Raw genomic sequence first — 12,429 nt, 5'->3', positions numbered from 1 at the left:
CATGAAAAGCGCAGGCTGGACATGTCCAATTTGGACCTGGCGCCAGGGCAACCGGCATCCCTGGAGAGGGCGTCTGGTACGTTCGCGCCATGCCCCCCGGTCTCGCCCAACGCGCCGCGGCGCGACGCCGTGCGCCGCTCGCGATCGCCCTGGCCACGGGCGCCTGCGCGGCGCTCCTGACGCCCGCCCCGGCGTCGATCGCCGCCCCCGCCCCGGTCGCCGCGGGCGGGAAGATGACCGAGACGGTCGCGCTGAAGCTGGTGCGCAAGTCGGGCTCCGACATGGTCCACAGCGGGACCGCGCGCGGGAACGTCAACGGGTCGGTGCGCTCGAACCTGCGGATCAGCAGCCTCAAGCTGACCGGCACGGCGACGGTCCGCAACCGGCGCGGGACGATCAAGTTCCGCTTCAACGGCCGCGCCCGCTCGAGCGACGTGCGGACGAAGTTCGACGGCAGCGTGCGGGTCACCGGCGGGACCGGCGCCTACCGCCGCGCCAGCGGCTCGGGACGCTTCGACGGGATCGTGAACCGCCGCACGTGGGCCGCCTCGCTCAGGGTCGTCGGATCACTCCGCTACTGACCGCGGCGACCGTCGTCGCGGCGGCGATCGCACCGACCGCGAGCGGCGCGGGGGCCACGTCGGCGCCGCAGCCACGGATCGCGGCGAAATGGGGGACGGGGGCGCGTCTCGGCGGCCGCGCGCCGCTGCGCGTGTCGATCGCGATCCCCGCCAGCCGGCCGCCGGTCGCCGACGTGCGGATCTTCCTCCCGGACGGGGTCGACCTGGCCAGCAGCAAGCTCGGGATCGCGCCCTGCAAGGTGCCGGCGCGCAACTTCGAGGACGTGATCGTCGGCCGGGTCGACGGCCGCTCGCCGTGCCCGCGCAACGCCGTGCTCGGCACCGGCGCGGCGACCGCCGTGGTCCGCATGAACCCCTTCGACCCGCCGGCGAACGGCGCCGGCCGGCTGACGCTCTTCAACGCGGTCGAGGACCACGGCCGGCCGGGGATCATGATCGCCGTCGACACCGATCGGCCGATGGTGTCGACCTTCTACTACGCCGGCTACCTCTCGACCGCGCCGGCGCCGTACGGCCTGCGGCTGCGGCTGCGAGTGCGGCGACCGACGCCGTCGCCGCTGTTCGACGCCGACATCGCGCTGCGGCGGTTCGCGGTCACGATCGGCGGCCCCGACATCAGCTACAGCGCCCGTCGCCGGGGGCGGACGGTCTACTACCGGCCGGGCGGCCTGGGGCTGCCGGTCCGCTGCGATCGGCGGCGCGGGTTCCCGTTCCGGATCGAGGTCCGCTACGTCGACGGTCGGCGCGGAATCGGCACCGTGCGTACGCCATGTTCGCCATCCGTGTGATCGATCACATATGCTGGCGGACCCCAATGGGCGTTGTGAGTGTCTGATGACGTTGCCCCTCAAGAGCGCGGTCCTGGGGCTCCTCGCGCGGGAGCCGAGCTACAGCCACCGCCTGCACGAGCAGCTGCGGGCCCTGGCCGAGGATCCGGACGCCGTTCCCCGGTCGTCGCTCTACCACGCGATCCGCGGCCTCGAGGAGGACGGGCTGATCGAGGAGCGGGCGCCCGACCCATCCGCCAGCCCGCACGAGCGGCGGCGGCGCTTCTACCGCGCCACAGACGAGGGCCACGCCGAGCTGGAGCGGTTCCTGACCGGCGCCCCGACCTCGCACGACGACCTCCGCGTGCGGCTGGCGGTGTCGCGGCCGCAGGACCTGCCGCTGCTGATCCACGCCGTCCGCAACGCCGAGGCCGCGACGCTGCGGCGGCTCGAGCAGCTGCGGCGGCGGTCGGCGGGCAGCGGCCCCGACCGCTGGTTCATGGTCTGCGAGATGCTGCTGGCCAACCACGACGCCGGCGAGCTGGAGAGCCGCGTCGAGCGGCTGCGCGAGATGCGGATCGTGCTGGAGAAGCTGCGCACCGACCCCAACTGGCGCTCGGGCTGATGACGCTGCTGCAGCTCGACGGCGTCGGCGTCCGCTACTGGCGCGGCGATCGGCCGGTCGACGCACTCCACGACGTCTCGCTGGAGCTGGCCGCCGGCGAGCTGGCTGCGGTCTGCGGCCCCAGCCGCTGCGGCAAGACCACCCTGCTGGAGGTCGCCTGCGGCCTGCGCGCGCCCGACCGCGGCCGGGCCCTGGTCCAGGGCCTCGACCTGGCTCACCTGAACCGCCGCCAGCTGGCCGACGTCCTCCGCGAGCAGATCGCCTTCATCCCTATGCGGCTCGGCCCGCAGAGCACCGCCCTGACCGTCCGCCGCTGGATCGGGGCCGACCTGATGGACCGCGCCAGCCGCCGCCAGGGCGACCGGATCGCCGCCCAGGCGCTGCAGCTGGTCGGCGTCCCCGACCTGCTCGACGCCCGCTGGGCCTCGCTGTCGGACACCGAGCGGGCGCGGGTGGCGATCGCGCACGGGATCGCGCGGCGGCCGCGGGCGCTGCTGATCGACGACGCGGCGATCGGGCTCGACGTGCTCGAACGGGCCGACCTGGTGCGGCTGCTGCGGGGCCTGGCCGAGCGGTTCGGGATCGGGGTCCTGCTGACGGCCGCGGTCGAGAAGGAGGTCCGCGGCCTCGACGCGTACTGGTCGCTCGGCGCCGGCGAGCTGGTCGGCAGCCAGCAAGCCGACGCGCCCTCGAACGTGGTCCCGCTCCCGCGCGACGATCGGCGTCGCGCTTGAGCGCGCAGCCGCCGGCGGCGGAGCGACCTCCGCTGCTGCGCTTCGACGGGCTCGTCAAGCAGTACCGCGCCGGCGAGTCGGTCGTGCGGGCGGTCGACGACGTCAGCCTCGACGTCGCCGCGGGCGAGCTGGTGGCGCTCTACGGGCCGTCCGGCTCGGGCAAGTCGACGCTGCTGCTGATCGCGGCCGCGCTGACGGCCCCCGACCGCGGGCGAGTAGTCGTCGACGGTCGCGTCGTGACCGGCCTCGGCGAGCGCGAGGCGGCCGACTACCGGATGCTCCAGCTCGGCTTCGTGCCGCAGCAGATCGACCTGCTCGGCGGCGCGACGGCGGTCGACAACGCCGGCGCCAAGCTGATCGGGATGGGCCTCGGGCGCCGCGAGGCCCGCCGGCGGGTGCAGCCGCTGCTCGAGGAGCTGGGCCTGGCGGACCGCCTGCGGCACCGTCCCGACCAGCTCTCGATGGGCGAGCGGCAGCGGGTGATGATCGCCCGCGCGCTCTCGACCGAGCCGCGGGTGGTGCTGGCCGACGAGCCGACCGGCGCGCTCGACTCCGAGCGCAAGCGCGAGACGCTGGCGCTGCTGCGGCGGTTGACCAAGGACCGCGGGATGGCCACGCTGCTGGTGACCCACGACGGCCACGCGGTCGACTACGCCGACCGCGTCCACGTGCTGCGCGACGGGCGGCTCGTCGCGGCCGACGACCACGACCCCGTGCTCCCCCTGCGCCAGTGAGCGGCCCCGACCCGGACCTCGATCCGCTGCCCGCCCGCCGCCGGCTGCGGTTCTCGGCGCTGCTGGCGGACTACCGCGACCGGCTCCGGATCCGCTGGCTCCAGGAGCTGCTGGCGATCGCGGGGATCGCGGTCGGCGTCGCGCTGCTCTACTCCAGCTCGGTCGCCAACACCAGCCTCTCCGGCCCGGTCCGGCAGCTGAGCGACGGGATCGTCGGCAACAGCCAGCTGCAGGTCGTCGCCCGCGGGCCCCGCGGGCTGCCGGTCGCGCTCGGCGCGCGGCTGCGGAAGCTGCCCGGCGTGCGGATCGCGGCGCCGATCCTCCAGGTCCAGGCGAACGTGGTCGGGCCGCGCGGCCAGGCTCCGGTCACGATCTTCGGCGCCGACCCGCGGGTGGTCCAGCTGAAGGGCTCGCTGCTGGAGGGCTTCACCCGTGGCGAGGCGGCGCAGCAGGAGACCGTCGCGCTGCCGGGACCGATCTCGCGCCGGACCGGGATCCGGTTCGGCGACGACGGCCGGCTGCAGATCGGCGGCCGCACGACCGTCGTCCCGATGGCGGTCGTCGACCGCAGCCAGATCGGGCGGCTGACCGACAACGCGATCGCGCTCTCGCCGATCGCCTACCTGCAACGGCTCGCGGGGATGGAGGGGCGGGCGACGCGGATCCTGATCCAGGCCGACCCCGAACGGCTCGACGCGGTCCGCCGGACCCTGAGCGAGAACCTGCCGGCCGGCCTCGACGTCCGCTCGACCTCGCACGACGCCGACCTCTTCGCCGTCGCCGCGAAGCCGACCAGCCAGGCGACGTCGATCGCCAGCGTCGTCAGCGCGCTGGTCGGCTGGCTGTTCGCGATCTGCGCCCTGCTGGTGACCGTCGAGGCTCGGGCTCGGCTGGCCCGCGACCGCCGGATCGCCGGCTTCCGGCCCGGCCAGGTGATCGCGCTGCTGGCCTTCGACGCGCTGGTGCTGGGGACGGTGGCGGTGGTGGCCGGCCTCGGCCTCGGCGAGCTGCTGTCGCGCAGCAGCGAGGGCTCCGACGTCTCGTTCCTCGGCGGTGCGTTCCCGGTCGGCCACACCCGCGTGGTCACCTGGACCTCCGTCGCCTTCGCGGTCGCCGGCGGCTACCTGGCGGCGTTCGTCGGGGTGCTGGCCCCGGTCTGGCGGGTGCTGCTCGCCCACCGGCTCCACGACCCGTCGCTGCCGACCGACGGCCGCCGCCGCCGCTCGCGGGCCGGGGTGGTCCCGGCGGCCGGGCTGGCGCTGCTGCTGACCTCGGTCGCGGTCACGATCGCCGCCCCCAGCGCGGCGGTGGTGGCGCTGGTCGCCCTGGTCGGGGCGCTGCTGCTGCTGACGCCGGGCCTGCTGTGGCTGGTGACCCTCGTCCTCGACCGGGTCAGCGCCCGTTCGCGGATCGCCCTGCGGGCGCTGGAGATGGCGATGCCGCAGCTGCGCGAGCCGGCCTGGCACGCGCGCTCGCTGGCGATCGCCACCACCGGCGCGGTGGCCGTCTTCGGTGGCGTGGCGCTCCAGGGCTCGCGCGGCAACCTCCAGGCCGGGCTCGACGGGGTCAGCCACGAGCTCGACCTGATCGCCGACGTCTGGGTCGCCCCGCAGGGCGCCGGCGACCTCTTCGCCACGATCCCCTTCGCGCCCGGGCTCGAGCGCCGGATCGCCGCGGTCCCCGGCGTCGCGACGGTCACCGAGCACCGCTCGGGCCTGCTCGACGTCGGCGCCGGCCGCGCCTGGGTGATCGCCCCGCCGCGCTCGACGCCGGACCCGATCCCGGGCGGCCAGGTGCGCGAGGGCGACCTGCGGCAGGCCGATGCGCGGGTCCGTGCCGGCGGCTGGGCGACGCTCTCGCGGGCGCTGGCCGACGACCTCGGCGTCGACGTCGGCGACTCGTTCGTGCTGCCCGCCCCGCGCCCGACCCGGCTGCGGGTGGCCGCGATCACCACCAACTTCGGCTGGACCGGCGGCGCGATCGTGATCCGGGGGGAGGACTTCGCCCGCGCCTGGGCGAGCCCGGCGATCGGCGCCTACCTGGTGCAGACCGCGCCGGGCACGTCTCCGGCCGTGGTCCGTGACCGGATCCGCCAGCGGCTCGGCCCGCGGTCGGCGCTGCGGGTCGAGACGGTGCCCGAGCGGTGGGAGCGGCAGAAGCGGGCCAGCCGCGGCGGGCTCGCCCAGCTGAGCCAGATCGCCACGCTGACCCTCGTCGCGGCGGTGCTGGCGATGGCGGCGGCGATGGCCGGCCTGCTCTGGCAGCGGCGGCGGCTGGTCGCGCGGGCCAAGTTCCACGGCCACCGCACGGCGACGCTCTGGCGCGCGCTGGCGGTCGAGTCGGGGATCCTCTTCGGCACCGGCTGCCTGGCGGGCGCCGCCGCGGGCGTCTTCGGCCAGGTGCTGCTGTCACGGGGCCTCGAGGTGATCTCGGGGTTCCCGGTCATCGTCAGCGTCCGGGCCGGCGTCGCGGCGCTCGGCTTCGTGGCTGTTACGGTCGTGGCGATGCTCGTCGTCGCCGTCCCGGGATTGTTCGTTGCCCGCTCCCAGCCTTCAGCGAGCGGCGACGACTAGCCGTCCCGAGGGGCGGGCCGGGGGGTCGCCGGCGCCGCTCTCGCCCCGGCAGGCCGCCGTGCTGGCCGGGTCGGCGGGTCGCCAGCTGCGGTGGGGCGTCGGCGCCTGCTCGCGCGAGCACCACCGTTGGCTGGCGGTGGCGGAGCGGATCCCCGACCCGACGCTGCGCGGCGACGCGCTGCTGGCGCTCGAGCGCAAGCGCCACTACGCCGACGGCGCCGCGCTCTTCTGGACGTTGCCGCGGCGGCGCGACCGGCGGCTGCTCGAGCTGCTGGTCGCGTTCCAGACGATCGCCAACTTCGTCGACGTCGCCAGCGAGCGGGGAGCGGCGGCCCGCGGACGCAGCGGCCGGACGCTGGCGCTGGCGCTGGTCGACGCGATCGACGTCGGGGCGCCGCCGCGCGACCACTACGCGGAGCACCCGTGGAGGGACGACGGCGGCTACCTGGCGACGCTGGTGGCCGCCTGCCAGCAGCGCTGCGCCGTGCTGCCGGGCTATCCGGCCGTCCGCGAGCGGCTGCGGCAGGAGGCGGGGCTGCTGGCCGCGCTCGAGCTGGAGCACGACCCCGATCCGGAGCGCCGCGACCGGGGGCTGCGCGAGCTGGCCGTGGCGGCGTACCCCGGCGAGCGCGAGGCGACCTGGAGCGAGGCGGCGGCCGGGGCCAGCTCGGCGCTGCCGGTGATGGGCCTGCTGGCGCTCGCGGCCGAGCCGGCGCCGACGCCGGCGGCGATGGCGGCGGTGGTCGAGGCCTACAGCTGGGCCGGGCGGCTGGGCGCGGTGCTCGACGGCTACGTCGACCAGGCCGAGGACGCGGTCAGCGGCCAGTGGAGCTCGATCGGCTACTACGCCACGCCGGACGAGACGGCGCGGCGGCTGCGGTTCCTGATCGCCCGCACCCTCCGCGCCGCGGCGGCGCTGCCGCGGGGCCGGCGGCACGTCGTGGTGGTGACGGCGATGATCGCGATGTACCTCAGCCACGACGCGGCCCACGACCCGCGGCTGGCGGCGGGCACCCGCGGGCTGGTGCGCAGCGCCGGCGGGACCGCGCGGCTGATGACGCCGATCCTGCGGCTGTGGCGGATCGCCTACGGTCAGCAGGCCGCCTGATCCGGGCGTTCCGATAGCGCTCACTATCCAGATTGGGCAGCTCCAATCTGGCCTATCCGGACACGCCGGCGGAGCCTAGGTTGCTCCGATGCCGCCATCTGGTGGGAGAGCACGAGAGAGGACACGGATGCGTGTGATGCGCGCGAGCCGCCGCCGTTCAGCGGTGGCCTGGACAGGGCTGCTGCTGGTGAGCGCCGCGACGGCGATCCCGGCGAGTTCGGCGACCGCCGCGGCGACGCTCGAGCCGCGGCCGACCCCCGCCGCGGCCCCGACCGATCGGGTGCTGGAGCAGGTGTCGCCGGTCGACAAGGGCGGCAACCCGATCCGCCACGTCTGGCGGGTCGCCGACAGCGAGGACGGCGGCGTGCTGTTCAGCTCGTGGGGCCCGTTCGGGGACGCGCAGGGTGGCACCACCAACAGCACCTTCTTCCGGGCGCGGCGCGGCGCCCGCGGGTGGCAGACGCTCGCCCTTCAGCCGCGCCCGATCGACGACGTCGCCGCGGTTGGCAACAGCCCGTACCAGTGGTTCGACGGCACCGACTCGCAGCTGGAGAGCCTGGTCTTCCACACCTATTTCGCGTACGTGCCGGAGGCAGCGCGTCCCCCCGGGGTCCTTCGCACGCACGTCTATCGTGCCGGCCCCCACGGAGCGGTCAGCTGGCTGTCCAGCGACTCCGGGGCGCTGGAGAACGCGCTGGTGAACGAGGTCTCGCCCGACGGGCAACGGGTGCTGTTGAACGCCCGCTCCACGCTGTATGTCCGCGACGGCGAGCGGACGGTGCCGGTCGGCGTCGACCCCGACGGGGCGACGTTGCCGTCGAGCGCGGGGGTCAGCGTCCCCACCACGGCGTACCCGATCAGGCAGATGAGCGACGACGGGCAGACCGTGGCCTTCTTCGGCCCGGAGGGGCTCTATGTCCGGCGCGACGCCCTGCGGCCGAACGCCTCGACCGTGATCGCCAGCCCGAGCGGCTCGCTGGTCGGGATGTCGGCCGACGGTGCGCGGCTGTGGTTGGCCGCTGGTGAGCCGCTGGCGGACGGTGCGCCCGCCAGCGGAGGGCTGTACGAGTACCGCGTGGCGACCGACGATCTGCGCTACCTCGGGCCGGGCGCCAGCCACGGCTTGGGCGCCGATCGGGAGCTGCGTCGGGGCTACGCGGCCTCGGACTCCGGCGACCTGTGGCTGACCGACGACCGCGGGTCGCGGATGGTCGTTCCGGACGCGCTGTCGACCCCCGGGACGGCGCGGTCGTCGATGTCACGCAACGGGGAGCGGCTGGCGTTCATCAGCGACCGTGGCCTCGACGGAGGCTACGCCGGGCCGCAGATGTACGTCTACGACGCCACCGACGGGCCGGACGGGTCGCTGACCTGCGTCTCCTGCCGGGCGGGAGCGTCGTCGGGCGGCGAGGCGTTCTTCGGCACGGGCGACATCCCGGAGCCGATCGAGAAGCGCTTCGGCGCGATGTCCGACAGCTTCACGGCCGACGGCTCCTCGTTCTTCTTCATGAGCACGGCGGCGCTGACGCCCGGGGCGCCGGAGGGGCCGGCGAGCGTCTACGAGTACCGCGACGGGAAGGTGCGGCTCTTGGTCGCCGGGTCGGCGCAGGGCGACGCCCGGTTCGCGGGCGCGTCCCCGGGCGGGACCGACGTCTTCGTCCTGACCCGGCAGTCGTTGCTGCCGCAGGACGACGACGCGCCGGTGCAGGATCTGTACAGCTTCCGGCGTGGCGGCGGGTTCCCGCCCGATCCGGTCTGTGCGGGTTGCGAGCCGCCTGCGCCGTCGGATCAGGGTGGACCGGTTCCGGAAGGGCCGATCCACAGCCAGCAAGATGCGCCGTTGAGTGTCGGCGAGCGGTCGCCGGTGCTGGCGCCGACGCCGAAGCCGAAGGTCGTCAGCCGGCGTGCGAAGGGCACGGCCGTCGTGGTCCGGGTGCGCGCTCGGGTCGCCGGGACGCTGCGGATCACCGGCAACGGTCTGCAGCGCACGACGCGCAAGGCGTCCCGGGCCGGGACCTACGCGGTGACGGTGCGGTTGACGTCCAAGGCGCGGCGCGCGGTCGCGCGACGGGGGCGGCTGTCGGTGCGGTTGCGGGTGCGGTTGACCCCGAAGAGCGGTGTCGTCAGCAGCGCGACGACGACGTTGACGATCAAGCGGACGACGAGGAAGGCCGGCTGATGCGCGCCACGATCATCCCCCGGGCGGCCCGCCGTTGGCTGGTCGCCGCCCTGGCCGCGGCCGGCGTCGCGGCGGTTCCGGCCGCGGCCGACGCCGTCGAGTTCGGCATCGAGCCGGGGACGGCGAAGGTCGAGCTGCTGGCGCCCGACGGGACGCAGCAGCAGCAGGCCGGCGCCCACCCCGACCTGAGAGTGGGCTTTGGCGTGACGACCAGCCCGCCGACCAGTACCGGGTCCGTCCTGCCGACGGGGAGCCTGAAGGACGTTCGCGTCGAGCTGCCGCCCGGGGTGCTCGGCAGCCTGAAGGCCACCCCGGTCTGCTTCACCGTCGCGGACGAGACCACCGCAGGTGAGTGCCCGCGGGAGACCATGGTCGGTGTGGCGATCCTCCGGTACGCCACGGGGGACCGTGGGGCGATCCCGCCGAACCCGCGACCGGCATCGCCGGCTCTGGTGTACCGGCTGCCGGCACCGAGGGGCGTGGCCGCCCGGCTCGGGTTCGAGGTGCTCAACGCCGTGGTCGTCGTGGACGTCCGGGTCACGGCGGACGGTGGCTACCGCCTGGTGTCGGACGTCAGCGGCATTCCCACGGCGGCCCTGTTCTACGACCAGACGCTGACCCTGTGGGGCGTGCCGGCGGACCACAACGGCGAAGGGCCGCTCCGGGGCTTCAATGGCGTGATGTACGGCGGCCCCGGCCCGGGTCCGCGGCGACCGTTCATCTGGGGCCCGACGCGGTGCGATGTGCCGCTGGATGGCAAGATCAGCATCAGTTCTTGGCAGGAGCCGGATCGCGCCGTCAGCGAGGACGTGCGGATCAGCGACGGCCTGACGGGCTGCGATCAGCTCCCGTTCGCCCCGACCCTGTCGGTCCGACCGGATTCGCGCCAGGCGGGCCAGCCGTCGGGCTACACGGTCGACGTCGACGTGCCCCAGCAGGAGGGCCCCGACGACCGGACCACGGCGCAGGTGCGGGACGCGACGGTCACGCTGCCGGAGGGCGTGGCGATCTCGCCCGGCCGCGCACGGGGCCTGGACGTCTGCACCGACGCGCAGCTCGGCCTCGGCACTAACGACCAGGAGACGTGCCCGGCGGCGAGTCGGGTCGGTGAGGTGCGGATCGATTCGCCGTTGCTGTCGGATCCGCTGGCCGGCGCGGTCTACATGGGCCAGCAGCGGTCGCAGGATCCCGCGTCCGGCGAGATGTACCGGATCTTCGTCGTCGCCAACGACCCGGCCATCGGTGTGCGGGTGAAGCTGGTCGGGCGGATCAAGGCCGATCCGCGGACCGGGCAGCTGACGACCACCTTCGCGGAGAATCCGGAGTTGCCGTTCTCGCGGCTGTCGCTGCGGTTGGACGGCGGGGACAAGGCCGCGTTGGTCAATCCGACGACCTGTGGCGAGAAGCGCGCCGATCTGGCGGCCACCGCCTGGTCGGCGGCGTCGAAGACGGCGGCCTCCAGCTTCGCGATCGACCAGGGCTGTCCGACCGGCAGCTTCGCGCCGAGCCTGGCGGCTGGCACCGAGAATCCGTTGGCGGCCCAGTTCTCCCCGTTCAACGTGACGATCCAGCGCGCTGACGGCGATCAGGACCTGTCGCGGATCGGGCTCGATCTGCCGTCGGGGCTGCTGGCGGCGCTCGGCAGCGTGCCGCTCTGCCCCGAGGCGCAGGCCGCGGCCGGGACCTGCGACGCGGGTTCGCGGATCGGGGGCGCGACGGTCGCCGCCGGGACGGGCGCGTCGCCGTACTCGCTGGGGGGCCAGGTGTTCCTCGGCGGCCCCTACGAGGGTGCGCCGTTCAGTCTCTCGATCGTGGTCCCGGCGAAGGCCGGTCCGTTCGATCTCGGCACGGTGGTGGTGCGGTCGCGGTTGCTGGTGGACGCGAACCACGCGAAGGCGTCGGTGGTCTCGGATCCGTTGCCGACGATCGTCGGTGGGGTGCCGTTGCATCTGCAGCGGGTTCACATCGCCCTCGACCGGCCGGGGTTCACGTTCAACGCGACCAGCTGCGAGCCGATGCAGATCGGCTCGACCCTGACGAGTGCGACGGGCGCCACCGCGGCGCCGGCCGTGCGGTACCAGGCCCAGGGCTGCGATCGGGTGCCGTTGCGTCCCCAGCTGGCGATGACCGTCACCGGCAGCGGGTCGCAGCTGGGCAAGTTCGGGGCTCCCGGTATCGACGCGGACCTGACGTACGCGTTCGGCCAGTCCGGGCTGCGGCAGGTGCGGGTGACGCTGCCCGAGAGCCTGGCCCTGAACACCGCCAACGCCAACAAGCCCGGCGCGCTCTGCGAGCCGGACCAGGCCGCGGCGCGGTCCTGTCCGGAGAGCAGCCAGGTTGGGTGGGCGGAAGCGGAGACGCCGGCCCTGCACGAGCCGTTGAAGGGCCCGATCTACTTCCTCCGGGGCGAGCGGATCCAGGACGGCAAGGTCGTCAAGACCACCCCGGGCCTGTACCTGAAGCTCGACGGCGAGGGCGTGTCGTTGGACCTGCGGGCGACCTCGTCGTTCACCCGGACGAGCCCTCAGCGGCTGGTGGCGACGTTCAGCGAGATCCCGGATGCGCCGATCAAGCGCTTCCGGATGAGCCTGAAGCCCGGGCCCGGCGCGGTGCTGCAGACCGCTGGCGGGGTCTGCGCACAGGGCAAGACGGCGGAGGTCGGCTACCAGGGCCACACCGGCGGTGAGCAGCGCGCGCTGATCAAGACGACGGCTCCCGGCTGCGGTCTGGCGATCGCCAGCACGGCCAGCAGTCAGCGGCGGATCAGCGTCCGCGTCTCCGGGATCGGGGCGGGCACGCTGCGACTGAGCGGCGGCGGGATCGCGTCGGCCAAGCGCAAGATCCGTTCGGCCGATCGCGCCACGATCGCGGCGTCGTTGAAGCGGGCGAGCGTGCGCAAGCTCGCCCGTGGTCGGGCGGTGAAGGTGAAGATCCGGGTGCGGTTCGCCCCGACGGTCGGGAAGGCGCGGACCGTGACCCGGACGGTCACGGTCAAGCCGGCCCGCCGCGCCAAGAAGCGCTGACCGCGAACGGGGTGGGCGACGGTCGCCCACCCCGTTCCGATAACGCTCACTATCCAGATTGGGCATATCCAACCTGGCCTATCCGGAAACGGACTCGGGTCCTAG

At 74.5% G+C, this 12,429-nt stretch carries 8 protein-coding genes; all 8 read left to right on the top strand.

Annotation, left to right across the window (positions count from 1 at the left end):
• The first annotated feature begins 89 nt into the window (after positions 1–89).
• The 8 genes from SH587_RS22025 to SH587_RS21990 all read left to right on the top strand — a co-directional run bounded on the left by SH587_RS22025 (position 90) and on the right by SH587_RS21990 (position 12,324).
• The gene (locus SH587_RS22025; protein ID WP_320672813.1) at positions 90–581 is read left to right on the top strand and encodes a hypothetical protein; all 492 of its coding nucleotides are present in this window, start codon (positions 90–92) and stop codon (positions 579–581) included.
• A 131-nt stretch (positions 582–712) separates the two neighbouring features.
• Positions 713–1,369 (top strand): hypothetical protein, encoded by a 657-nt coding sequence (locus tag SH587_RS22020; protein ID WP_320672812.1) that lies wholly within the window; start codon positions 713–715, stop codon positions 1,367–1,369.
• A gap of 46 nt (positions 1,370–1,415) precedes the next feature.
• The gene (locus SH587_RS22015; protein ID WP_320672811.1) at positions 1,416–1,973 is read left to right on the top strand and encodes a PadR family transcriptional regulator; all 558 of its coding nucleotides are present in this window, start codon (positions 1,416–1,418) and stop codon (positions 1,971–1,973) included.
• Complete coding sequence (locus tag SH587_RS22010; protein ID WP_320672810.1) at positions 1,973–2,707, top strand: ATP-binding cassette domain-containing protein; 735 nt, start codon at positions 1,973–1,975, stop codon at positions 2,705–2,707. The genes SH587_RS22015 and SH587_RS22010 overlap by 1 nt, the downstream gene beginning before the upstream one ends.
• Entirely contained in the window at positions 2,704–3,441 is a 738-nt protein-coding gene (locus SH587_RS22005; protein ID WP_320672809.1) for an ABC transporter ATP-binding protein, read from the top strand. Before SH587_RS22010 ends, SH587_RS22005 begins: the two co-directional genes overlap by 4 nt.
• Positions 3,438–6,014: an FtsX-like permease family protein gene (locus SH587_RS22000; RefSeq protein WP_320672808.1), complete on the top strand. Its 2,577-nt coding sequence runs from the start codon at positions 3,438–3,440 to the stop codon at positions 6,012–6,014. The genes SH587_RS22005 and SH587_RS22000 overlap by 4 nt, the downstream gene beginning before the upstream one ends.
• Positions 6,015–6,072: 58 nt before the next feature.
• Positions 6,073–7,122, top strand: coding sequence for a DUF2600 family protein (locus SH587_RS21995; RefSeq protein WP_320672807.1), 1,050 nt, complete (start codon positions 6,073–6,075; stop codon positions 7,120–7,122).
• Between the two features lie 1,764 nt (positions 7,123–8,886).
• A complete protein-coding gene (locus SH587_RS21990; protein ID WP_320672806.1) occupies positions 8,887–12,324 on the top strand; it encodes a hypothetical protein in 3,438 nt (1,145 codons plus the stop codon).
• Positions 12,325–12,429: the final 105 nt, after the last annotated feature.

Origin of the sequence: Patulibacter defluvii, from assembly GCF_034096925.1 — a bacterium.
Classification (GTDB): Bacteria; Actinomycetota; Thermoleophilia; order Solirubrobacterales; family Solirubrobacteraceae; genus Patulibacter; species Patulibacter defluvii.
This window is presented reverse-complemented; position numbering and strand designations above follow the sequence as displayed.